17 protein-coding genes are annotated in these 23,511 nt (G+C 71.0%); 5 read left to right on the top strand and 12 right to left on the bottom strand.

What is annotated here, in order from left to right:
- Positions 1-57: 57 nt before the first annotated feature.
- From fdh to K7G59_RS32160, 3 genes are all read right to left on the bottom strand, one after another.
- On the bottom strand, positions 58-3,303 hold the full coding sequence (gene fdh / locus K7G59_RS32170) for a formate dehydrogenase (protein WP_225840221.1): 3,246 nt from the start codon (positions 3,301-3,303) through the stop codon (positions 58-60).
- A gap of 8 nt (positions 3,304-3,311) precedes the next feature.
- Positions 3,312-4,340: a hemerythrin domain-containing protein gene (locus K7G59_RS32165; RefSeq protein ID WP_225840220.1), complete on the bottom strand. Its 1,029-nt coding sequence runs from the start codon at positions 4,338-4,340 to the stop codon at positions 3,312-3,314.
- Between the two features lie 292 nt (positions 4,341-4,632).
- Entirely contained in the window at positions 4,633-6,408 is a 1,776-nt protein-coding gene (locus K7G59_RS32160; RefSeq protein WP_225840219.1) for a thiamine pyrophosphate-binding protein, read from the bottom strand.
- Positions 6,409-6,667: 259 nt separating this feature from the next.
- On the opposite strand from K7G59_RS32160, the gene K7G59_RS32155 reads away from it, so the two are divergent.
- On the top strand, positions 6,668-8,305 hold the full coding sequence (locus tag K7G59_RS32155) for a ubiquinol-cytochrome c reductase cytochrome b subunit (RefSeq protein WP_225840218.1): 1,638 nt from the start codon (positions 6,668-6,670) through the stop codon (positions 8,303-8,305).
- Positions 8,306-9,038: 733 nt separating this feature from the next.
- Here the strand turns inward: K7G59_RS32155 and K7G59_RS32150 are convergent.
- The 6 genes from K7G59_RS32150 to K7G59_RS32125 form a co-directional block, all read right to left on the bottom strand.
- Complete coding sequence (locus tag K7G59_RS32150; protein ID WP_225840217.1) at positions 9,039-9,575, bottom strand: hypothetical protein; 537 nt, start codon at positions 9,573-9,575, stop codon at positions 9,039-9,041.
- 6 nt (positions 9,576-9,581) lie between these two features.
- The gene (locus K7G59_RS32145) at positions 9,582-9,941 is read right to left on the bottom strand and encodes a hypothetical protein (RefSeq protein WP_225840216.1); all 360 of its coding nucleotides are present in this window, start codon (positions 9,939-9,941) and stop codon (positions 9,582-9,584) included.
- Positions 9,938-11,623 carry a cbb3-type cytochrome c oxidase subunit I gene (locus tag K7G59_RS32140; RefSeq protein ID WP_225840215.1) on the bottom strand — a complete coding sequence of 562 codons (1,686 nt, stop codon included), beginning with the start codon at positions 11,621-11,623 and terminating at the stop codon, positions 9,938-9,940. Before K7G59_RS32140 ends, K7G59_RS32145 begins: the two co-directional genes overlap by 4 nt.
- Positions 11,620-12,273, bottom strand: coding sequence for a cytochrome c oxidase subunit II (locus tag K7G59_RS32135; protein ID WP_225840214.1), 654 nt, complete (start codon positions 12,271-12,273; stop codon positions 11,620-11,622). Before K7G59_RS32135 ends, K7G59_RS32140 begins: the two co-directional genes overlap by 4 nt.
- A 634-nt stretch (positions 12,274-12,907) precedes the next feature.
- On the bottom strand, positions 12,908-14,125 hold the full coding sequence (locus K7G59_RS32130) for a PP2C family protein-serine/threonine phosphatase (RefSeq protein ID WP_225840245.1): 1,218 nt from the start codon (positions 14,123-14,125) through the stop codon (positions 12,908-12,910).
- Positions 14,126-14,766: 641 nt separating this feature from the next.
- On the bottom strand, positions 14,767-15,198 hold the full coding sequence (locus K7G59_RS32125; RefSeq protein WP_225840213.1) for a DUF6069 family protein: 432 nt from the start codon (positions 15,196-15,198) through the stop codon (positions 14,767-14,769).
- Between the two features lie 152 nt (positions 15,199-15,350).
- Here K7G59_RS32125 and K7G59_RS32120 point away from each other — a divergent pair, with 152 nt between their 5' ends.
- The 4 genes from K7G59_RS32120 to cutA all read left to right on the top strand — a co-directional run bounded on the left by K7G59_RS32120 (position 15,351) and on the right by cutA (position 19,314).
- Entirely contained in the window at positions 15,351-15,845 is a 495-nt protein-coding gene (locus K7G59_RS32120; protein WP_225840212.1) for a MarR family winged helix-turn-helix transcriptional regulator, read from the top strand.
- Between the two features lie 945 nt (positions 15,846-16,790).
- The gene (locus K7G59_RS32115) at positions 16,791-17,207 is read left to right on the top strand and encodes an SsgA family sporulation/cell division regulator (RefSeq protein ID WP_225840211.1); all 417 of its coding nucleotides are present in this window, start codon (positions 16,791-16,793) and stop codon (positions 17,205-17,207) included.
- A gap of 190 nt (positions 17,208-17,397) precedes the next feature.
- On the top strand, positions 17,398-18,585 hold the full coding sequence (locus tag K7G59_RS32110; RefSeq protein WP_225840210.1) for an aromatic acid exporter family protein: 1,188 nt from the start codon (positions 17,398-17,400) through the stop codon (positions 18,583-18,585).
- Between the two features lie 396 nt (positions 18,586-18,981).
- A complete protein-coding gene (gene cutA, locus K7G59_RS32105; protein ID WP_225840209.1) occupies positions 18,982-19,314 on the top strand; it encodes a divalent-cation tolerance protein CutA in 333 nt (110 codons plus the stop codon).
- A 207-nt stretch (positions 19,315-19,521) separates the two neighbouring features.
- On the opposite strand, the gene K7G59_RS32100 is transcribed toward cutA, so the two are convergent.
- The 3 genes from K7G59_RS32100 to K7G59_RS32090 form a co-directional block, all read right to left on the bottom strand.
- Complete coding sequence (locus tag K7G59_RS32100) at positions 19,522-20,244, bottom strand: polysaccharide deacetylase family protein (RefSeq protein ID WP_225840208.1); 723 nt, start codon at positions 20,242-20,244, stop codon at positions 19,522-19,524.
- Between the two features lie 290 nt (positions 20,245-20,534).
- A complete protein-coding gene (locus K7G59_RS32095; RefSeq protein WP_225840207.1) occupies positions 20,535-22,127 on the bottom strand; it encodes an oleate hydratase in 1,593 nt (530 codons plus the stop codon).
- A 42-nt stretch (positions 22,128-22,169) separates the two neighbouring features.
- Positions 22,170-22,352: a hypothetical protein gene (locus K7G59_RS32090; protein ID WP_225840206.1), complete on the bottom strand. Its 183-nt coding sequence runs from the start codon at positions 22,350-22,352 to the stop codon at positions 22,170-22,172.
- Between the last annotated feature and the right edge of the window lie 1,159 nt (positions 22,353-23,511).

Raw genomic sequence — 23,511 nt, 5'->3', positions numbered from 1 at the left:
CTCTGCCGCACCCGCCGCTGCACCCGCAGCCCTGCCGCCGGGGAGTGTCCGGACCGGTCATGAGATCACCTCGGTTCCGGTGTCGGGGGTGATGCCGGCGCGGCGCTGGTAGGCGCGCACCAGCTCCACCCGGTCCTGTCCGCGGGGCCGCCGTCCGGGCCGGATGTCCGCGGTGAGGGCCTTGACCTCCTGGATGTGGATGTTCGGGTCGAGGACGACGGCGGTGAGGTCGTTGGCCGAGTCGCCCCGGGTGTGGCCGTTGGGTCCCCAGTGGAACGGCAGGCCGATCTGGTGGACCGTACGGCCGTCCAGGGCGAGCGGCACCATCCGCGGGGTCACCAGCACGCGGGCCTCGATGGCGTTGCGCGCGGTGACGATCGTCGCCCAGCCGCGGTGCTCCAGCCCCCGCTCCTCGGCCAGCTCCGGGGAGACCTCGCAGAACATCTCGGGTTGCAGCTCCGAGAGGTACGACGACCAGCGGGACATGCCGCCGGCCGTGAAGTGCTCGGTGAGGCGGTAGGTGGTCACCACGTACGGGAAGACGTCCGCGCCCGGCTCCTGGCCGCTCGGGTGGTAGCGGTTGAACTCGTGGCTGAAGACCTCGCGGACCGGGTTGCGCTGCTGGTGGTAGAGCGGGTTCTCGACGGGTGACTCCTGCGGCTCGTAGTGGGTGGGCAGGGGCCCGTCGACGAGGCCTGCGGGCACGTACAGCCATCCCTTGCCGTCCGCCTGCATGATGAACGGGTCGATGCCAGCGAGCCCCTCCGCTTTGGTGGCGCCGTGCGGCGGCCGGTAGTGCGGGCTCTTGGTCGCCTTGAAGTCGGCGATGTCATGGCCGGTCCACAGGGCTTTGTCCTCGTCCCACCACACCAGGGCCTTGTTCTCGCTCCACGGTCTGCCGTCGGGATCCGCGGACGCGCGGTTGTACAGGATGCGGCGGTTGGCGGGCCAGGCCCAGCACCACTCGGGCCCGAGCCAGTTCTGGTCCTTGGCTGGCACCCGGCGCGCGGTCTGGTTGACGCCGTCGGCGTAGCAGCCGCAGTAGATCCAGCAGCCGCAGGCGGTGGACCCGTCGTCGTTGAGCTGCTCGTAGGAGGCGAGGGGGCTGCCCTCGGCGTCGAAGCCGTTGATCTCGGCCAGGACCGCCTCGGCCTTCGGTTCCTGAAGTGTCCCCTCGGTGGGGTAGTCCCAGGTCAGATCGAGGACGGGCCGGTCGCGCTCGTCGGCGGACCCGGCGAGCTTCTGCCGGATCCTGCGGCCGAGGTGGTACATGAACCACAGTTCGCTGCGGGCCTCGCCGTCCGGTTCCCTGGCGGCGAAGTGCCACTGCAGGAGCCGGTTGGTGTTGGTGAACGCGCCGTTCTTCTCGGTGTGCGAGGCTGCCGGGAAGAAGAACACCTCGGTGCCGATGTCCTCGGTGCGCAGCTCGCCGGTGTCGATCTCGGGGCCGTCCTTCCACCAGGTCGCCGACTCGATGAGGGAGAAGTCGCGGACCACGAGCCAGTCCAGGCCCGCCATCGCCAGCCGCTGCATCCTGGCGTTGGCGGAGCCGACGGCCGGGTTCTCACCCATCAGGAAGTAGCCCTTGCAGGTGCCGTCCAGTTGGGCCATGACCGTCTCGTAGGTGCTGTGGCTTCCGGTGATCCGCGGGAGGTTGTCCCAGCAGTAGTCGTTGTCCGCGTGGGCGGCGGGGCCGTACCAGGCCTTGAGCAGGCTGACCAGGTAGGCCCGCATGTCACCCCAGTAGCCCTTCTCCGGTTCCTCCCCCGAGATGTACTCGTCCAGCGACTCGTGGTCGTAGGCGTGCGGCATCGGCAGATAGCCGGGGAGCAGGTTGAACAGGGTCGGTACGTCCGTGGAGCCCTGGATGCTGGCGTGTCCGCGCAGGGCCTGGATGCCGCCGCCGGGGCGGCCGATGTTGCCGAGGAGCAGCTGCAGGACGGAGGCGGCGCGGATGAACTGGGAGCCGACCGTGTGCTGGGTCCAGCCGACCGCGTAGGCGAAGGCGGTCGTGCGGTCGGGGCCGGAGCGGTCCGTGATGGTCTCGCAGACGCGCTGGAAGAGGCTGCGCGGGATGCCGCAGGTACGCTCCACCTCCTCGGGGGTGTAGCGGGCGTAGTGGCGGCGCAGCAGGTTCAGCACGCAGCGCGGGTGGCGCAGGGACGGGTCCCGGTGCGGGGAGCCGTGCATGCCGGCGCCGCCGGAGCCGTGCGACTCGGCGTGGCCGGCGCTCTTGGCCGCTGCGAGCCGCTCCCGGTAGCTGTGCTCGTCCTGCTCCTGCTCGGGGTGGCTCTGGAAGCCCTCGTACTGCCAGCTGTCGTTCTCGTACGCGTCCAGCTCCGGGTCGAGCCCGCCGAACAGTCCGCCGAGGTCCTCGGTGTCCTCGAAATCGTCGGTGACGAGGGTGGAGGCGTTGGTGTAGTTCAGCACGTAGTCGTGGAACCACTTGTCGTTCTCCAGGACGTAGCGGATGATCCCGCCGAGGAAGGCGATGTCGCTGCCTGCGCGCAGGGGTACGTGGATGTCGGCGAGAGCGCTGGTGCGGCTGAAGCGCGGGTCGACGTGGATGAGGGTGGCCCCGCGGGCCTTGGCCTCCATGACCCACTGGAAGCCGACGGGATGTGCCTCGGCGAAGCTGGAGCCCTCGATGACGATGCAGTCGGAGTGCTGCAGGTCCTGCATGCAGGTGGTGGCGCCGCCCCGGCCGAAAGAGGTGCCGAGACCGGCGACGGTGGCGCTGTGGCACAGCCGGGCCTGGTTCTCGACCTGCACGATGCCGAGGGCGGTGAACAGCTTCTTGATGAGGTAGTTCTCCTCGTTGTCCAGCGTCGCGCCGCCCAGGCTCGCGATGCCCATGGTGCGGCGGGTGCGCCGGCCGTCGCTCTCCCACTCCCAGGTGCGGGCCCGGGTCTCGATCACCCGGTCGGCGACCATGTCCAGCGCCTGGTCCAGCGGAAGACGCTCCCAGTCGGTGCCGTGCGGGCGGCGGTAGAGCACGTGGTGGCGGCGGGTGGGGCCGGTGGCCAGTTCCAGCGTGGCGGCGCCTTTGGGGCACAGTCGTCCCCGGTTGACGGGCGAGTCGGGGTCGCCCTCGATGTGGACGATCCGGTCGTCCTTGACGTAGATGTTCTGCGCGCAGCCCACTCCGCAGTAGGGGCAGACGGATTTCACCACTTTGTCAGCGGTCGCCGTACGGGGCCGCAGGCCGGCCGATGCCTTCGACTTGACCGCCGCTCCCCGGCCGAACGGGTCGCCCTGCCGTATCTGCCGCAGCAGGGGCCACTGCTTCAGGGGGTTGCGCATGGCGTGACTCACCCTTCTTCTTCCTGGTCGGAGGTGCCCGTCCGATCCCCTTGGCCGGAGGTGCCCGTCCGGTCGGCGGAGGGCTCGTGGCCGGCGAAGGGCTCGTGCTCTGCCTGGCCGTGCCGCCGGGCGGGCCGGCCCGTCATGGCGTCGCGGGCCTTGTCGAGGGGTGCCGCCGCGGCGGCGGCCAGCTTGTTGAAGGGGGGCTTGTCCGGCGCGTGCGGATGCTGCCGGGTGGGAGTGTGCCGTTCGGCGCGCAGGATCCGGTGGCCGAGCTTCTGCCGCTGCTTCTCGGGCATGGTCTGGTGCAGGCGCAGCAGGACGGTGTCCTCGAAGGCGACGTGCTTGCGCAGGGCCAGGCCGAGTTCCTCGACCAGTTCGTCGAACCGGTCCTCGCCGCCGGACATGCCCTCCAGCGCGGCGAGCAGGTCCTTGCCCTCGCGTTCCTGTTCCCGTCCCTTCGCGGCGAGTTCCTCGCCGTCCGGCAGCGTGCGGAGCACGGCGGGCCAGAAGTGCTCCTCCTCGGCCTCCTCGTGGGCAGCCAGCCGCTCGCGGATCATGTCGACGAGCGAGACGCGCCGCTGCTGCTGGACCGGACCGCCGCCGGCGCGCACCCCCGGCACCGCTTCCAACTGCTCCTGGATGGCCTTGACCTGGTTGTGGTCGCGGCCCAGGACCGTCGACACGTCCTCGGTGGCGTCCTCCTCGGCCGGCGGCGGGGGCTCGGCCGTGCGGCGGGCGGCGGCCTCCCGCATCGGCCCGTCGGCGCGGGCCCGTTCCCTGAGCCACTCCCCGACCGTCTCGTCCCGGGTGGGCACCTCGGTCGGCGGATTCACCAGATGCTGGCTGCCGCCGGGCAGCAGACCCTCGCGTCCGGCGAGTTCCTCGAGGGCCAGGACGTCGCCGCCGTCCGCGGGCAGGCCGGTGGCGATCAGATAGGCCTGGCCGGGCGGGATGCCGAGGCGGTCGGCGATGTCCTCGTAGGTGCTGCCGCTTCGCAGCAGCTTCCGCACGTCGTCCTGGGTGGGCATCGCCATGTCCTCTCCGCCGGTGCGCGGGGCCGGGTTCCCTGCCGTCCGGACCGGCAAACACGCTGCGCCCCGGGACGGCGGGCCGGACCAGGGCTTCGGCGCCGTACCGCCCGTGGGCCGGCCACGGGGGCATCGGACCGGACGTCGCGCCCGGCGGCACGAGCCGCCGGGAACCGCGCACCCGCGCGGGAGGCCGTGCTCGTACGGGGGCGAACCGGTGGTGGGCGAAGACCGACGGTACTGGTCAGCCCCGGCCCGTGGTGGGTGGACCGGGCGGTGCCCGTCTGCCCGTCCCTGCTCAGCCCGGCCGGAACAGTCCGGCGGGTGCCGCGCCGATCAGCCGTCGCACCCGGCCGTGGGAGACACGCGGACGGGAGCGGTCCGCGGTGCCACCGCGCCCTTCGGGCTCTGCCCAGTCCGGAGGGACCTCGCCGTCAACCGCGAACTCCAGCAGTGCCGGGCCCATCCTGGACAAGGCCCACTCCCATACGTCCCCCACCGCGCGGGGCCGGTCGCAGCGTACGGCGGCGAGGCCGAGGAGGCGGGCGTAGTCGGCGTACGCCGCGTCGGGAACCTCCTGCGACGGGGGGATCCGCGGGTCGCCGGACTCCGTGCGGCGCTGCCAGGTCAGCCGGTTGAGGTCGCCGTTGTTCAGGACACAGAACAGCAGGGGCGGTTGCTTCGCGAACCGCTCCAGGTGGCGGCGGACGGTGAGCAGTTCGTTCAGGCCGCGCGCCTGGAACGCGCCGTCGCCGACCAGGGCGATCACCGGCCGGTCGGGACAGGCGAGACGGGCGGCGACCGCGTAGGGGACGGCCGCGCCGGGGGCCGCGAGGCCGTCCGAGAGCAGGGCGCGCATCCCGGCGCGCAGTTCCAGATGCGTGGTCCACCAGTCGAGGGCGGACCCCGAATCCGTGACGACGACGGCACGGTCGGGCAGCCGCGCCGACAGCTCGGCGACCACGGCCCGGGGGTTGACGGACGTGCCGAAGAACCGGTGTGCCTTCGCCCGGCCCTCAACCCGCCACTCGTCGACGGCACGTTCGACGGTCTCGCGCCACGCGCGCCCGTGCTTGCGCCGCAACAGGGGAAGGAGCGCGTCAAGCGCGGCGGCGACATCGCCCGTGACGTGGAGGCCGGCGGCCGGCCGGCTGCCGGGGGCTGCGGCTTCGGCGTCGAGTGCGACGACGCGGCGTCGGCCGTCGTCCGGCAGCAGGCTCCGGTCCAGGTCCCCGGCACCCAGGAGGAGCAACGTGTCGCAGTCCCGCAGCAGGGCCGCTGCCGCCGTGCTGCCGTAGGGGGCCGCCACTCCAGCGACGTACGGCAGGTCGTCGGGCAGCACATCGCGCGCCAGGGGTGTCGTGGCGATGCCCGCCCCGAGCAGCCCGGCGACACCCGCCGCCCGGTCGGCGGCACGCGCGGCGCCGCGTCCGACCACGATGGCGACCTTGCGTCCGTCGTTGAGCACACCGGCCGCCCGGCGCACGTCGTCCATCCGCGGTGGTCTGGCCGGCGGCTCGAAGCGGGCCGGTACGGTCCCCGCCGCGTCGTGCGTCTTCAGTTCCTTCGGCGCTTCGGCCGTCAGGACGGAACGGGGCACCACCAGGGCGGCGGGCCCTCGCTCGGTCAACGCCGCCTGGAAGGCGCGGTCCAGGGCGTCACCCGCCCGGCGGGGGTCGTTCACCGGTTCGGCGAACCGGGACACCTCGGCGAGCAGGGGTGTCGCGTGCGGAGTCCGCCGTCGGCCGTCCGCGCTGTGGGCCGGTTCTTCCTCACCCACGACGGCCACCACCGGCTGACGGTCCAGCGCGGCGTCGTAGAGACCGCTCGTCAGGCGCAGCGCCCCGGCGCCCGAGGGGGCGAGGCAGCAGCCGGGGCGCCCGGTGAGCTTGGCGTGGGCGCAGGCCATCAGGGCGGCCGACTCCTCGTGCCGGGCCTGGACGAACTCCGGGTGGTCCGGTGTGCCGCGCAGAACGCCGACCAGTGCGTCGACGTCCCGGCCGGGCATGCCGAACACCCGGTCCACACCCCACGTCCGCAGGCGTGCCGCAAGGAATCGGGAGACGTTGGCCACGGAGACCTCCTGCGCGGGTGCGGGCCGACCTCCTGCGCGGGATGCGGGCCGGCGGGACCCCGAGTAGCCCCGCTGTCCCTGCGTCAAACGGCGGTTGATCACCTGCTCCGCGGCCGGGGTGGAGGGGCTCGGTCCGCCTTCTGCCCGGCCGTTCCACCGAGCGTGGTGCCCGCACTCGTGTCAGGCTCGGAGTCGATGTGTGTACAGGCAGGCACGCTGAGTAGCCGGGGAGCGGCCGACCGGCGGGAGGCGAGGGCACGTGGCGCTGTCCGACGAGGAGGACTCATCGCGGCCCGCACGGGCAGAGCGCGTGGCGACGGCACTCGACAAGAGGCTGCCGCTCAGTTCCGCCGGCCGGGAGTTCCTGCGCAAGGCGTTCCCCGACCACTGGTCCTTCCTGCTCGGCGAGATCGCCCTGTACTGCCTGCTGATCCTCGTCGTCACGGGCGTCTTCCTGACCTTCTTCTTCCATCCCGGCATGGCGGAACAGCCGTACACGGGCTCCTACGAGCCGCTGCGCGGGGTGATGACGACGCAGGCGTACTCGTCGGTGCTGGACATCAGCTTCGACGTGCGCGGCGGCCTGATGATCCGGCAGGTGCACCACTGGGGTGCGCTGGTGTTCGTCGCGGCGATCGGACTGCATCTGATGCGGATCTTCCTCACCGGCGCCTTCCGGCGCCCGCGGGAGGTCAACTGGACCATCGGTGTGACACTGTTCATGCTGGCGGTGCTGGAGGGGTTCTGCGGTTACTCGCTCCCCGACGACCTGCTGTCCGGCACCGGTCTGCGCACGGCCGACGGCATCGTGCTGTCGATTCCGGTGGTCGGCACCTATCTGTCGTTCTTCGTCTTCGGCGGCCAGTTCCCCGGGCACGAGATCATCCCGCGTCTGTACGTCGCGCACGTGCTGCTGCTGCCGGGGCTGCTCCTCGCGCTCGTCGGCGTCCACCTGACGTTCGTCGTGTACCACAAGCACACCCAGTGGGCCCGGCCGGGCCGGACCAACCAGAACGTGGTCGGCAAGCCGCTCTACCCGCAGTACGCGACCAAGTCCATCGGGCTGTTCCTGACGGTGGGCGGCGTTCTGACCCTGATGAGCGCCCTGATGCAGGTCAACCCGGTCTGGCTGTTCGGCCCCTACCGCGCCGACCAGGTGTCGCTGGACGCCCAGCCGGACTGGTACGTGGGCTTCCTGGAGGGCGCGCTGCGACTGATGCCGGCGGCGGAGACCGACTTCGCGGGTCATACCGTCGTCTGGGACGTCTTCCTTCCGGCGGTCGTCATGCCGGTGAGCCTCTTCGCCGTCCTGTACGCCTGTCCGTTCCTGGAACGGTGGCTTGCCGGACCGAGGCCGGAGCAGCATCTGTGCGACCGGCCGCGCGACAAGCCCACCCGCACCGCCCTGGGGGCCGCCGGTGTCACGGTCTACGGTGTGCTGCTGATGGCGGGCGGGCAGGACGTCCTCGCCTACGTGTTCCGGGTTCCGCTGCAGGCCCTGACCTACACCCTGCGCGCCGGGCTGTTCGTGCTGCCGTTCCTGGTGTACCAGGCGACCAAGCGTGCGTGCCTGGGACTGCAGGCGGCCGACCGGCGACGTCTGCTCGAGGGAGAGCGCACGTCCGAGGTGCGGCGCACGGCGGACGGCGGGTACCGGGACGCCCGGACGCTGCTGACGGGTGAGGAGGTCTACCGCATCCTGGTCCGCGACGAGCCGCGCCCTCTGGCCCGCGGGACGGAAGCGTGGCGCTGGTTCCACAGGCACCGGATCCGCAACGCGCTCAGCCGCTGGTACTTCGGCCGACGGGTGGAACAGCCCGCCACCGACTGGCAGCGGTCCAGGATCGAGGCGGTGCGGGCCGCGCCGAGCGAGGCCGAGGAGTCCGGGGGGTCCTGACGGCGCGGGGGTTCCGCGGCGGGCGGAGGGCTCAGTGCGCCGGGCCGCCGCCCGGTTGCCGCGCCAGGTCCCCCCATCCCGGCCGCCTCCCGGCCGCCTCCCGGTCGGCGGGGTGCAGCGACGACGGACAGGGCAGCTGCGTACGGCGGAGTCAGGCGGTGGTGAGCCCGGCCCGCGCGGCCCCGCCGACGTTCCCACGGGTGGAGCGAGACGGGCATCGCCGCCCCGGCATCCGTGCCCTCCGTGCACAGCGCATGCGCGCAGGCCTCGGCAGCAGGGGTTTCCGACGGCCTCCCGCTCCCTGGCGTCGAGATACGCCTCGAAGCAGTCGGCGAGCCCCGCGCGTGCCGGCACCGCGCGCGTGGTGCCGGCCGAGCCGTTGGTGAGGGTCAGCAGGCGGTGGCCCGACGCGCGCAGCGCCGGTACGCCGTCGGGCACGTCGGGGTGCAGGGGCAGGCCGGTGAGTCCGCCGAGGACGTGCCGCACGGCCCGCTCGGGATCCTGCCCGGCCCGCCCCTCCCGGGCGAGCAGGGTACGCAGGTCGTCGCCGGCCATGTCCGAGAAGTCGGCGTGGCCGCCGGCCGGCGTCAGGGCGGTGCCGTCGCGCAGGACACCGGGCGAACCAGACGGGCAGCGGCCGGCGGGCAGTCCGACGGCCTTCAGGCGAGCGCCGAGCGGTGCCATGTCGGTGAGCGTCTCGTTCACGTCGAGGATCAGGACCCGCGGGCGGGTGTCACCCGGCATACGGCTCTGCCTCCTGCGCCGGTGGCGCGAGGACGTCCGGGGCCGTCCGCTCCTCGGTGGTGACCCACGACCAGGTGACAGCCGCCGCGATCAGGCCGAGCGGCAGCATGCCGACGATCATGGCGAGGCCGTCCGCGGAGTGTCCCGCGGCGATGACGCCGACCGCGGGCAGGTCCAGCAGGGGTGCGGCGAGGAACAGGTACAGGCAGCGGCCCGGGTCGCTGAGCCGGTGCGGGGTGTCGGCGAGGGCGGGAAGCCAGAACACCACGGCCGCGGCGAGCAGCAGGGGTTGCGTCACGAACGCCGCCGAGGAGGGCACCGGGACCACCAGGCCGCCGAGGACGACGACGGCGTGCAGCAGCACCAGCAGCGGCAGGGCCACCGCCGCGGGCAGACTCACCCCCGCCCACAGCGGTGACCGGCGGGTCAGCCGCACCAGGGCCGGTACGACGGCGGCCAGGGCGAGGCCGGAGCAGGCCATCGCGGCCACGGACGCGAGCTGCGCCGGGTGGATGCCCCGATGCACGGTGGTTCACTCCTCCCGGGGGGCGGTGCCGTGCACGGCGAGGGCTGCCGCCACCGCCAGCAGCGGCCCGGCCAGGGCGAAGAGCCAGTAGCCGTAGACCAGGGCCAGGCCCGCGAGCAGGCAGCCGACGGCGGCCGGCAGCGCCGCCGCGGAGCCCCGTACGGGCACCCGGTAGGCCACGTGCTGCTCGGGCCCCCGTCGGGAGGAGAGCAGGACGGCGACGGCGGCCAGTTCCAGCAGGGTGACGGCGCCGCCCCACAGCCAGTACGCCAGGGACCGCTCGCCGTAGATCGCCAGGACGACCAGCAGCAGGCCGTTGAGAGCGCCCCAGCCGGCGACCACGACGAACGCCAGGTACCGCTTCACGCCCCGCTCCCCTCGGCGGCGCCGGACGCCTGCCGTGCCTGCCGCTGCCGCAGGTCCAGCAGCGGGGCGAAGCTGGTGACGGGCGGCACCGGGCGGTCGGGGGTGAAGTTCAGCCGTGGCGGGGGTGAGGTGGTGGCCCACTCCAGGGTGTGGCCCTCCCAGGGGTCGTCGGGCGCCGGCTCCGCCCGGCCGAGAGCCCGCTTGCGCAAGGTCCACAGGATGTTGACGGCGAACACGGTCATGGCCGCGGCGAGGAGGCCCGTACCGCAGCTGGAGAGCAGGTTCAGCGGGCCGAAGCCGTCGAAGGAGGCGTACGTCGACACCCGTCTCGGCATGCCCAGATAGCCGAGGGCGAACATCGGCAGGAAGGTCAGGTTGGTGCCGGCCACCAGCAGCCAGAAGTGCAGCCGCCCCAGCCGTTTCTCCAGCATCACACCGGTGACCTTGGGGAACCAGAAGTACAGCGCGGCGAACAGGCCGAACATGCTGCCGGCGAAGAGCACGTAGTGCAGGTGGGCGACGACGAAGTAGCTGTCGGTGACGTGGTAGTCGATGACCGGGGTGCCGACCATGATGCCGGTGAGCCCGCCGACGAGGAACTGCGGGACGAAGGCGAGCGCGAACAGCATGGGCGTACTCAGTCTCAGCCGCCCGCCGACGATGGTGCCCAGCATGCTGAAGTACTCGACACCGGCGGGCACGATCAGGGCGATGGACGTCAGCGAGTAGTAGTCGTTGGCGGCCTGACCGGTGGCGAACATGTGATGGCCCCACACGCTCATCGACAGCGCCGCGAAGAGCAGCAGGGACAGCACGGTGCCCTTGTAGCCGAAGAACCGCCGCCCGGAGAACACGGCGAGCACCTCGGCGACGGCGGCCAGATAGGGGAAGAACATCACGTACACCACGGGGTGCCCGTAGAACCAGAACAGGTGCTGGTAGCCGATGTTCCACACGTTCGAGTCGAACAGCGTGGCGTCGGCACGTCCGGCCGCGAGCAGTGTCAGGGCGGCCAGCAGGGCGGGAAAGGCACCGATCACCATCAGGCACGTGGCGATCATGGACCAGCAGAAGACGGGCAGCCGCAGCATCGTCATGCCGTGCGTCCGCAGCCGCAGGACCGTCCACAGCACGGCCCAGCCCATGATGATGGTCCCGGTGGTGGCCAGGAAGACGCCCACGATCCACAGATCCGAGCCGATGCCCGGCGAGTACCGGCTGTCGGCCATCGGCGGGTAGGAGAACCAGCCGTCGGAGTGTGCGCCCTCGGGCGTGGCGAACCCGGACAGCATCACCACGGCGCCGAGGACGTACAGCCAGTACCCGAAGAGGGTGAGGCGGGGCATGGCGATCCCGGGCGCGCCGATCTGGAGCGGCACCAGGTAGACGCCCATTCCGAGGGCGAACGGGGTCATGACCATGTAGATCATGCCGGAGCCGTGGATGGTGAACAGCTGGTTGTAGGTGTGGGCGTCCACCAGGTCCTGCTCGGGCAGGGCGAGCTGGCTGCGCATGACGAGGGCGATGATGCCCACCAGCAGCAGCATGACCAGGGAGGTGCCGAGGGTCAGCAGCCCGATCCGCTTGTGGTCGGTGGTCGCCACCCAGCCGAGCCAGCCGCTCGGCTTGACCGGCCGGCCGCCTGTGTCCTCCTGCCCGGCTGCCGGTGGAGCGGCCGTCATACCGCCGCACCTCCCCCGGTGCCCTGCTGGGCGCCGGCCCAGCGGTCGTACTCGCCGGGCGATACGGCCTTGAGCCAGAAGCGCATGGTGGCGTGCCGCTGTCCGCAGAACTCGGCGCACTTGCCCATCCACCGGCCCTCGTGGTCGAAGGTGAGGGTGAAGGTGTTCACGTGGTGGGGGAAGACGTCCATCTTGTAGCGCAGGTGCGGGACCCACAGGGAGTGGATGACGTCCCGGGAGGTCAGCCGCAGTTGGACCGGGCGGCCGGTCGGCACGACCAGGGTCGGCAACTGGTCACCGCGGCAGAGGGAGGTGACGCCGCGGTGGTGGGAGGTCTGCGGGTAGCCGAAGGTCCAGCACCACTGGTGCGCCAGGACGTCGACGCGCACGGGTGCGGGGTCGGCGGCGTCGTTCTCCCGGTGGTTCTGCCATGCGGTCCAGGCCACCAGGAAGGCGACGAACGCCGTCAGGACGCTGACGTAGAAGACCTCCAGACGTGGCCGTTCCGGCTTTCCGGTCTCGCCGGGCCGCTGCCGTGCGCGGCGCCGGATCAGGGCGAAGCCGAACAGAGCGAGGACGACGACGAAGACACCGGTGGCGACGACGGCCTCCAGAGCGAAGACGGTGCCGAAGATCTGACGCTGTTTCACCACCGCTCCCCCGCACCGGTGCCGACGGTGGTGCGGCGCGGGGAGTCGGAGGTCCGGACCGGTGACTGTGGCTGCGTGGCCGCCGCACGGAACGAGCGAAAGACCCCGACCACCATGACACCACTTCCTCACGCCGTTTCAGAACCGAGCTGTCCGGACATTACGGATGGTTCGGACGGTCCGCGAGCGGACACACCGCCGAGCGGAGCGCCCTGGTACCCGGGCGGTCACGCCCGTGTGCGGCGGGGCCTCTGCCACGCCGGCCGGGGCGGGACGGATTTCACTCCCGGCGGTGCCGGACGGTCCCGGCTCTGCGGCTCCCGCAGGTGAGGGCCGCCAGCTGCTCCTCGCGGTCATCCGGTGGGGCGGCCGACGAGAAGACAGCCGCCAGGGTCGCTCGCAATGGCCGACGGCCTCCCGGCCGATGGGTGCCGGGTGTTCGCTGCGCAGCAGCGGCGCAGTGCCGTGAGGCGGAAATCCAGCAGGTCGTCGGCCTGTTCCGGGACTGAGCGCTCCGCCCGGCCGGTCAGGGCGCCGACAGCGCTTCCGCGCACCGGAAGTCGGCGCCGGCCAAGTCACCCGGCCCGGCCGAGGACGGTGCACGAGCACAGCGAAGGCTCGGACCAATGCGGCATCACTCGTTCTGCGGGCGCCATTCGAAGAGCAGGATGGTCGCGTCGTCCCGTAGTTGGTTGCGCTGGTAGTCGAGGATGGCGTGGACGAGCAGCCGCAGCACCTCGGCCGGGCGCTGGCCGGCGGCGTGGGAGCGGATGATGAAGTCGGTGAACCGGTCGAGGCCGAACTCCGCGCCGTCCGCGTCTCGCGCCTCCACGACACCGTCGGTGTAGAGCAGGACGCAGTCGCCCGGTTCCAGTGTCGTCTCGTGGACCTGCCGGGCTGCCGGGGCAAGTAGGCCTGGCAGGCCGATCGGCAGCTGCGCGGCGCTGTCCAGGGCCCCGGCGAGCACCCGCTCGGCACGGATCAACAGCGGTGGCGGGTGACCGCAATTGACCCAGCGCAGCACCCCCGTCTCGGCGTCGAGCCGACACAGCACGCCGGTGCAGAACTGGTCGGGCAGCCACTGGGCGAGCGCCTGGTCGACGGAGCCGACGACGTCGGCCAGGTCGCCGCCGGCGCGGCGGGCGTTGCGCGCCGCCGCCATGGCGACCGACGTGGTCAGGCCGGCGGTCAGATCGTGACCCATGGCATCCAGGATCATGGTGTGCAGCGCGTTCTTGACCACCGAGTGCTCGAAGGCGTCGCCGGCGACGTCGTACGCCGGTTCCAGGACCGCGGTCGAGACGCACCTGCTGCTGCCGATGGTGTGGGGCGGCAGGAAGGCCCGCAGCATCTCGGCGGGCAGTCGCATGGTCGCGGTGTGGGTGCGGGCGGCGAGCCAGTCGCTGTAGGCGCGCTTGGAGGTGATCAGCATGGCGAACAGATGGGCCAGCATCCGGCTGCGGCGCATCCGCACACCGTCGAGCGAGGCGGTCCCCACCGCCAGCACGCCCAGCCGTTCCGCACCGTCGACCAGAGGCATCCACACGATCAGGTCCTGGTCGGCCTCGGCCACCCGCGGAAAGACCGTGCGGTACGCCCAGCCTGCCGACGAGCGGTCCACCGGCAGCGGCTCCGCGCTCTCGTCGAGTGGGACGAGCAGGCGTTGTTGCAGGTCGACAAGGTAGATCTGCGCGGTGTGCAGGCCGAGGGCAGCGGCGCACCGGTTCGCCAGTTCGGGCAGTTCGACCGGCAGTGCCATCTGCGCCTCGATGATCAGCTCTTCCAGCCGATTCTCGTCGACGAGGGTGTCGGGGCCGAAGCCCGCATGCGGTGGGTCCGACACAGGGATCACCCCTTCCCCGCCCAGTTTCACACCGATCCCGTCCTCTCTCACATCAGGCATGACCGCGGGTGAGGCGAGGGCGGAGCGGCGGCCAGGGCGGGCGCCGGGCTCGACGGCCGGGCGGGCTGATCGAGCAGGCCGGTGCAGTACGGGTCCGCGTCGAGCTGCCGCTCCGGGTGGTGCGAGCGGATCGCGGCTTCCTCACTGGAGGGCCGCCGGGAAGATCGGGAAAACACTGACGGCGAGGTCTCCACGTGGCTGACGACGGAGAGCACCGAGCCGACCGTGGCCCTGGTCGCCGGCGCCGACCAGGACGGCCGCCGCACTCCGCGCGGCCCTCCGGGCCGAGGTCCGGCCCAGCGGCGCCCGCGCTGCTCGTCGCCCTCCTGATGCAGGTCCGGACTCCTTGATGCGGGCCGCCGCAGCGGGGCCGGTGGTGACCTCGGCCTCTTCGACCGCACATCGCCCTGTCCCCCCGCCCCGCTCGGTCCACCCGGTCCCGCCGCTCCCGCCGGTCCCGCCGGTCCCGCCGGTCCCGCCGGTCCCGCCGGAAGGATGACGTTCCGTTCGTCGCGTCGCCGTCGAGCGATTGAGGGCCGGCCCGCGCTGCTCGGCCAGGCGTACCGCACGACCGAGCAGCCGCTGTGCCGTCAGGCCTTGCGGCGAGTGAGCGCCGCCAGCAGGACGGGGGCGGGGATGAGGTGCAGAGGGATCAGGCACAGGGCGGCGGTGTCGCTGACACCGGGCTGGCTCGCCTGCGAGGCGCCCAGCAGGCTGAGGGGGGAGGCGACACTGATCACCGCGAAGGCCAACGCGACGATGGTGAAGATCCGCTCCGGACGGGCGGCGAAGCGGCGTATCAGCAGGAAGACCCCGGTGCCCGCCATCATCGTGATGAGCGTGGCGGCGATCACGGGCACGGGCTGCAGACCGATGAAGCGCGAGTCGATGTCGAACACCGCGGCCGCGGCGATCGCCAGTACGAGGTTGAGGACCGCGGCGACGAGTGCCGCGACGGCCCCGCGACCCCAGATGGTGCGGGCGGATGAGGCGGGAGCAGCCAGGGTGTCGGCAGTGGTCACGACGGGTCCTTCCAGATGGGTCAAGAGCGGAGCCATGCAGCTCGAGAGAATGTTGAAGCGTCAATATAACACCAGCAATTAGCTCGCTAGCGAGGCAAATGTCACCGACTATCCTGGGAGCGCATCGGGCGAGATGACGGGAGCACATCAGAGTGACGGAACCGACGCGACCCGACGGCCACGGCGGATGTGACGCAGGCGATATCGCCCTCCTGGACCAGTGGCACACGCTGTACAGCGGCTTCCGCCGGCTCACCCACGAACTCCTCGCCGACGTGGAGTCCGAGACCGGGCTCGCACCGTCCTCGTTCGAGGTGCTGTGGTTCCTGACCATGAGGCCCGCCCGAACGGCCCCGATGCACCAGCTCACCAAAGTGCTCGGGTTTTCCACCGCGGGCACCACCAAAGTCGTCGACCGACTTGCCGAGGCAGGCTTCGTCGAGCGCCTCCCCTCCCCCTCGGACCGCCGGGTGACCCTGGCCGCACTCACCACGGTCGGCGCCGACGCCGCGGCCTCCGCCGCCCGCACACTCGCCGGGGCGCTGCGCCAGCGGCTCCTCGAACCTCTCGGCAGCGAGCACTTCGCAGCCCTGGCCGCCACCATCGGCTCGCTCGCCACCTCGTCCGGAAGCTGCGCCGAGGGCTAGAAGGCTCAGGAAGATCCGGGGAGCACGGAAGCCCCCACCTCGCACCACGCACCACGCACCCACGCCTTGAACCGGCTGCCGGCAACCGCCGCTCACCTCTGCGCAGACCGACGCGGCCACACACCCCGCCGACCACCGGCGAACCGACGAGCTCACCTCCGCCGCACCCCCGACGAGCGGGAGCAACGCCGGGGAATTCCGCCGAACATGCGCCAATAAATGGCACACATCACAGCAAATATGATTCACGCTTCAACTACATCGACGTAGCCTCATCAGTGCCTGAGCAAGGAGGAAATGCCATGGCATACAAGATTGCTCTTCGCACTGCCCTCGCGGTCTTTTCCGTCACGACGGCCGCACTCCTCATCACAGAGGGTCCTGCATCGGCAGCCGGCCTCAGCGCCGGCGACGGATCCGCCGTCATCACCCGTTCCGCGCAGCCCGCCCACGCGCACGACCGACCCCCGTACGGGATTCGGGGCGAGAGCCGGGACCACGACCACGGTCGCCCCGATGAGAGCGACGACGCTCGCCACGCCTGGATCCTCGGGCAGGTCAGCTGGATGCGCGACCACCAAGCAGAGCGCGGTCTTCACTGACCGGGAAGGCAACCGCCTGGCGCGCCACCGACCGCGCCGCAGATCCACCGGTGTCTCTGCAGATGCCTCCGACCAGCCTGCGCCTACGCGAGCTGAGACCCGGAGGCACAGACAGCTCCGGCAGCCCATACCCGTTACCGGCGCGCTCCGCATCGACCAGGACCGTGCCGTAGCTGAATGCTCACGGAAGCCGACCCGGCCCGGCAGTGGAGGGCCCGGTTCGCATGCCGGCCGCGACCGGCGAAATCACCCGGCACCGCCATGCAGGCAAGGGCCGTTCGCCCAGGACACGCGCCTTCGGCAGGTGAGCCTCCAGCCATAGCACATCGAGAGAAGCAAAGCCATGGAGATCTTCGTCGAGCAGGAATGCGAGATGCGCCTGGTGGTCGCACCGGACTACAGCATCGGCGTGGCGACCCGTCTGTGGTACAGCCCGCACGACCCCTACGCCGTCTACGTCGACTTCCACACCGGCTCGGACACCAGAACCACATGGGTGTTCGCTCGCGACCTGCTCGCGCAGGGCATCGTCCGGGCGTCCGGGGACGGCGACGTGCGAATCCGGCCGGCCCGTGCAGGCCGGCGACGTGTCCTGTACCTGGCCCTGTCCGCACCCGGCGGACAGGCCCTCTTCCAGGCCCCTCTGGCCGTGGTGGAGCGCTGGCTGAAGCGGACCCACCAGGTGGTCCCCAGAGGCGAGGAATCACAACTGCTCGATCTGGACGTCGAGTTGTGTGAACTGCTGGGAGAGGCAGCCTGAACTCCCGAAGCGCCACGCCACCGCACCGCGAAGCGGTCCTCTGAAGCACCGAACGGCGACGGCGGCCGCCAAGGACGGCCGAAGTGCATGGCGACGCGCAGGTCACATCCGTATGCCTGTTTCTTGTGACGGAGCAGCCGTGGTGGACATCACGAGGCCAATGGGTGGAAAAGGTGCCATCATCAGAGTCGTGCAGATTTCAACTACTTTGTCGGGGGTCGCTCCGGTGAAGGCGTCACGGCCGGCAGGCCGCCTCCTGCGTGCGCTGCGGGCCCGGCGGCCCGGACATGCGGTGCGCGGCGCGAAGACGCTGATCGCGGCCCTGCTCACGTGGGGTGCCTGGGAGTCATGGGCCCCGACGGGGCAGCCCTTCCTGGCGGTGGCAACGGCTCTGCTCATGGTCAACGCCTCCACCGTGCACCAGTCGGTGACGAAGGCGATGCACAGTGTCGCGGCGCGCGTGGCCGGCCTGGTTGTCGCCCTCGCGGCTGCCCGGCTGCTGGGGCCGACTGCGGGCGCCGTGGCGGTCATCGCCCTCCTCGCGGTGCTGGCGGGCCCACGCCGCACTGCCGATGAACGGCTGCAGATCGCGTCGACCGCGGTCGTCGCGCTGACTGCCACGACAACCGGTCCCCTCGGCAGCCTCGTGTCCCCGGTCCTGCAGACCCTCACCGGAGCCGTCGTGGGTATCGCCGTGAACGCAGTCCTGCTGCCTCCGCTGTACGTGGACGAGTCCGCATCCGCCGTGCGCGACCTCGCCCACGCCATGGGATCACTGCTGAGCGACATGGGGGACGGTCTGGAGCGCCGGCAGCTCGGCTCCAGGGCTCACGGCTGGCTTCATCGGGCCCGCAGCCTGGACAAGCGTCTGGCTCATGCGGAGGAACAAGTGCGGCAGGCGGACGAAAGTCTTCGGTGGAACACGCGCTGCGTGGTGGCCCCTGCCGGGCGCGGGGAAATGCCCACCGGTGACGCCTTCCGGGCGCTGCGCGGGGTCGCCCTGCAAGTACGCGGCATCGCCCGGACGCTGGCCGACAGTGCGCAGGACCGCCATGCCGATCATCACCTGGGCCACCAGTTCCTCGACCGCTATGCCGAGACCCTGAAGTCGGCGGGAGCGGCCGTGCGGGAGTTCGTCCAGCCGTCCGGACCGGCCGGCTCACCCGACACGATGCCCCGCGAGCGGCTGCGGCAGGCCATCGAGGGAGTACTGGCCTGGCACGAGACCATGACGAGCCTGATCGGCCGCGGCACCCTCATCAAGCCCGGCGCCTGGCACGTCTACGGCTCCCTCATGACCGACGTGGAAAGGCTCCTGGCCGACCTGACCTACGCTGACGCGTACGCCAACCGCCTTTCCCAACAGGGCGTTCGATGAAATCCACCCGCGGACGGCTGTGCGTCGCGGGGGCGCATCCTCGATGCCGGTGGCCGGCGTCTTGCCCGGACACAGCCGCCCGCCCCTGCGGGGTTGGCCGGTCTCGCTTCCGCAAGCCGCCGGTGGCCGTCGATGCGGGGCTTGCAGCCATGGTCAACGCACGATGTCACCCCAGCGGACGCCGTCGAAGGTCCATGATGGCAGTCGGTTCGGCCGACACGGTCTCACCCGCTGTCACGCACCAAATCGTCAGCCAGCATCCCCGTACGCATCCCGCCCGAGCGCGGAGTGACGGACCACAGCCGATGACGCATCGGGCGACGGCCCGGCCCATGAACACGTTTCCCGAAAGCCGGTGGGTAGGGTCGTGCCACCCCGACCTGGAAGGGCAGTTACATGGCCGAGATCGTGATTGCGCAGACGACCATCGACGACGAGGACCAGGCGAAGGCCCTCGCTCGCGGCGCGGTCGAGAACCGGTTGGCCGCCTGCGCCCACATCGACCAGCCGTTCACCGCGGTGTACTGGTGGAAGGGATCCCTCGAGACCGCTCAGGAGTGGCGGATCTCGTACAAGACGACCACGGACCGGCTGCCGGAGTTGGGGGCTTGGGTGTCCAGGCAGCACAGCTATGAGGTTCCCGAGTGGATCACCCTTCCCGTGACCGGGGGATCCGAGGCTTACCTGAAGTGGGTCGTCGAAGAGTCCTCACCGCAGCCGGCCGAGTGACGCGTCACGCTGCGAACTGCTGAAGATGCCGGGCGAGCTCGTTCGCCGGCCGGAAGCTGCGCGGCAACGGACCCTGACCGCCCAGGAGAAGGCGCAGCTCGCCGCCGAGCAGCAGCGCGCAACTGCTCGGTGAGGGACCTGAAGCCGCACACCGGCACGGTCGTGCGCTAAGAGTCGGTCAACGCCATCGGCAGCCCCCGACTCCGGCTAGGGCCGGTAAACCATCCCGGGCTGGGGCTTGGCCGGGGCGACCAGCTGCGACACCGTGACGATCGTGTAGCCGCGCTGCTTGAGAGCCTTGAGGATCCCCGGAACGGCGGGCACCGTGCCCTTGTGCAGGTCGTGCAGCAGGATGATGCCGTCGCGGTCAGTCTGGTCGAGCACCCGCTTGGTGATCAGGGCCGAGTCGGTTGTCTCGTAGTCCTTGGCCGTGACGCTCCACAGCACCTGCGCCAGCCCCAACTCCTCGCAGACCTTGGCCACCTTGCGGTTGGTGCGGCCCTGCGGCGGACGCATCAGGATGGGCTTGGTACCAGTGATCTTCTCGATGGCGTTCTGCGTGCGGGTCAGTTCCTGGCGGGCCTCGTCCGCGTCGATCTGCGTGAGGACCTTGTGGTTCCAGGTGTGGTTGCCGATTTCATGCCCCTCGTCCGAGATCCGACGGAGTATCTCGGGGTACTTCCCGATGTGACCCTCCCCCTGCACGAAGAACGTCGCGTGCAGGTGCTCACGCTTCAGGATGTCCAGCAATCTCGGCGTCGTCGGGCTAGGACCACCATCGAAGGTGAGGGCGACGCACTTGGCCTTGCGGCAGTCGACAGGCCCGGCCACCGGTCCCGATGCCTTGTCCCGGGCGGCGCGCGGCGACGTGTGATCGTATGTCGTGACCGTCAGGGCGATAGTGACCCCGACGATCAGGACGACCGTCACGGCTGTCGCGAGAGCGATGAGTATGCGTGACCGTCGCCTTCGGTACCAGGGCACGGGATACCTTTCACTGGATCAGATGATGCCGACATGCTGATTGACGGCTTTTCCGATCCTTGGGTTCATCCGCGCGTGTGTTCTGGGGCAGTCCTGTCGAGTGACTGGCACCGGAGCCCAGGAGGGGAGGGCGGACCAGCCCACTCCCTCGTGCTTCACGCCTGGTAGGCCACCAGCGCCATCATCAGCTCAGCCACGAGCACGGGTGGCCGGGTCCGCTGCCGACGACGGTACGGTCAGGCCAGGGCCGCCTTGAGGGTGCTGAGGGCGACCTGGGGGTCGGACAGGGCGTGGTAGATGCCGGGGATCGGCCTGTCGACGCCCAGCAGCCCGTACACGCCGTGCATGGCGCCGCGCACCGAGTACTCCACGGTGAAGACCACGTCCTCGGGGATCTCGGTGTACTGGCCCAGGAACGCGAAGTTCCGAGCACCGCGCGGAACGACCAGGGGCCGGTCCTCGACCCGGCGCGGGGCGAACTGGCTGGTGATGTGGGGCATCATCGCCGGGACGACGGTGGTGGTGGCGCGGATCTCACCCAGAGCGTCCTCGAAGCCGAGCTGATGGACGAGTTCGGTGAGGATCTCCTGGCCAGTGGCCTCGGACATCGTCTTGTCGACGTAGTCGCCCTTGTCGTCGAGGAACAGTCCGTAGCCCCAGGCGGTGTAGGTGCCCTCGGGCTGGGCGGCGAAGTACGGCTGGTGTGGCACCACCAGCGACATCAGCCACGCCGAGTCCTTGAAGGTCATCAGCCCGCCGGTGCCGGGGGCGTTGCCCGAGAAGTCCTGGATGCGGTGGATCAGCAGCGGGCTGCGCATGGTGAGGGTGAACGACTCCCACTTGTTGGCGTCGACGTTGCCGCAGAAGGTGTTGGGGCGGCCGAAGTCGGGTGCCTTGCGGGCGATGGCCTCCCACAGCCGGAAGGCGCCGTCACGTTTGTCGCGGATCAGCTCGGGCGCGCGGTCGTCGGCGCCGAAGGCGGCGTCCGCGGTCATCGACCCCAGGGTGAGGAAGGCGTAGTCGTGCTCGCCGAGTTCGTACGTGCCCGGCCGGCCGTCGCGCACGAAGCGCAGTGCTGTGATCCGGCGGCCGCTCACTGCGTCACCGGTGAACTCCGCGTCGGTGACCGTGGTGCCGTGTTCGGTGACCACACCACGCTCGGCGAGCCACTGCTGGATGGGGCGGACGATCGAGTCGTACTGGTTCAGGCGGGTACGGCGCACCCCGGCCAGGGTGTGGATGCGCGGCAGCTCCTGGGCGAAACGGAGCATGTAGCGTTTGAGTTCGATGGCGCTGTGCCAGTTCTGGAAAGCGAAGGTAGTGCGCCACATGGTCCAGAAGTTCGTGGCGAAGAAGTGGTCGGAGAAGAACTCGTCGATGCGCCGGGCGCCGATGACGCGCTCCGGCAGCGCCAGCAGGCGGACCACTTCGGCCTTGTCCCGCAGGTTCAGTCCCAGCTCCGCCGCGTCGAGGATCTTGTGGTCGCGGTCGATGAGGCGGGCGCCGGAGCGGGAGGGCCACTTGCTGCTGAACTCCCACACCTCGTCCTTGACGCTCTTGTCCGGGTCGGTGAGCGTCGGGATGGTCTCCAGCAGGTCCCACAGGCAGACGTACGCTTCTTCTTCCAGCATGCGTCCGCCGCGGGCGACGAAGCCGCGGCCCGGGTCGCCGGTGCCGTCCAGCGCCCCGCCGACGACCGGGAGTTCCTCCAGGACGCGGATGTTCTCCCCGCGCAGTCCGGCGTCCCTGATCAGGAACACCGCGGCAGCCAGGGAGGCGATACCTCCGCCGACCAGACAGGCCCGGGTGTCGGATGTCTTCGTGGTCATGATCTTTCCCTCGTGTGGGTGCGTGCCGGGGGATGTCGTCGGTCAGTCCGGCGGGCGCGGTTCAGCGACGCCGAGGAGGTGGTCGCCGCCGATCCGGGTGCGCCACCGCTCGTCCGGGTACGGGCCGTGACGGGGCAGTTCGGCGCGGAAGTGTGCCGAGTTCGAACCCGGCGGACTCGGTGCGGCGGGGGTGATCTGGCGCAGGAGCACGGCGGTCTGCTCCACGACGCGCACCGTCGGCGGGTTCCGCCGCGGCGTGGTTCGCGGTAGGCGCGGGCGACGTCGAACAGCCGGCGGAGGCGGGCGAGTGCGATCGGTTTCCCGACGATCTGCGTGTGCGGGTGGGGCGGCGACGGGCCGGCCGTGGTGCCGTGGCCGCGGAACGGCAGGACGAGGCCCGGGCGGCGGGCGCGCAGGGTGAGGCAGCGGGCACGGAGGGCCCGGTAGGCATACGGGAAAGGACGGCGGCGGCGCTGTCCGTGCACTCCGCGGACTGCTGCCGGTGGGAGACCAGTCCCGCCGGAACGCCCTGGCGCAGCCGTATCACGTCGGGGCCGTAGCCGCCGCGTACGGTCACCTGGACCCGTTGCACCCCGCGGGAGGGCTCTGCCGCCCGTGTCCGGCGCGAGCCGAAGAAGAACCGGACCAGTACGGCGGCGGCTACGGCGGCGGCGATGACGACGACCATGTCTGCCGGGTTCATGGCGGACTCCTTCACCCTGGGGTGACAGGAGTCCCACTGTCGCCACCGCGTATCCCCACCCGGTAGGGGCCCACCGTCCCCGGGCGCAGGGCCACCCGACCCATGCACTTATTCCCTCGGTGAGAGGGCGGGCTGTGAACCGTCCTTCCGGGCGCGGTTGCAGTCTTTGTCCTGCTCTTCGGTCCTGGAAGTGATCGCGATGATGTCCTTGGACGCCGCCGTCCCCGCCGTCTGCGGGTGCCGCATTCCACCTGCGGGTACAGGGGCCGCGAACCGTCACTCCTCAGCGAGCGCAGGGAAGTGCCATGAACGAGGTTGACCCGTGATGCGTAGAAATCCGGGCCCCCGGCGAAGGCCGGGTCTGATCGTGTCGGGGGCGGTCGCCTGGCCCGGCCTCATGCTCCCCGTCACAGCACCCGGCACCGCCTGGGCCCACGGGGAGGAGAGTGACGAATCGGAGGTCCTGGTGGAGCAGGCCGTCGCGCTGGTCGTCAGCGGAGAACTTGCCCGAGGGCGGGCTCAGCGGCGTACTCAGCGGCCTTAGTCCCAGCGATAGGCGCGGCCGTCGTCACCGTGGTCGCGGGCCCAGAGGACCTGGTCGAGGACCCATCGACGGAGGCGGTCGTCGTCACGGACCCCGCCGCGCTCGTGCTCCTGGACCCGGCCGTGACGCCCCTCGTG

Origin of the sequence: Streptomyces sp. NK08204 (genome assembly GCF_020400585.1) — a bacterium.
GTDB lineage: Bacteria > Actinomycetota > Actinomycetes > Streptomycetales > Streptomycetaceae > Streptomyces.
Note: the sequence above shows the minus strand (reverse complement) of the source record. Positions and strands in the feature narration are given on the sequence as shown.

What these genes read in the sequence shown, in the direction of transcription:
- fdh (WP_225840221.1), bottom strand. Translation starts at nt 3,303, where the DNA reads ATGCGCAACCCCCTGAAGCAGTGGCCCCTGCTGCGGCAGATACGGCAG.
- K7G59_RS32165 (WP_225840220.1), bottom strand. Translation starts at nt 4,340, where the DNA reads ATGGCGATGCCCACCCAGGACGACGTGCGGAAGCTGCTGCGAAGCGGC.
- K7G59_RS32140 (WP_225840215.1), bottom strand. Translation starts at nt 11,623, where the DNA reads ATGACGGCCGCTCCACCGGCAGCCGGGCAGGAGGACACAGGCGGCCGG.
- K7G59_RS32115 (WP_225840211.1), top strand. Translation starts at nt 16,791, where the DNA reads ATGGAGATCTTCGTCGAGCAGGAATGCGAGATGCGCCTGGTGGTCGCA.
- cutA (WP_225840209.1), top strand. Translation starts at nt 18,982, where the DNA reads ATGGCCGAGATCGTGATTGCGCAGACGACCATCGACGACGAGGACCAG.
- K7G59_RS32095 (WP_225840207.1), bottom strand. Translation starts at nt 22,127, where the DNA reads ATGACCACGAAGACATCCGACACCCGGGCCTGTCTGGTCGGCGGAGGT.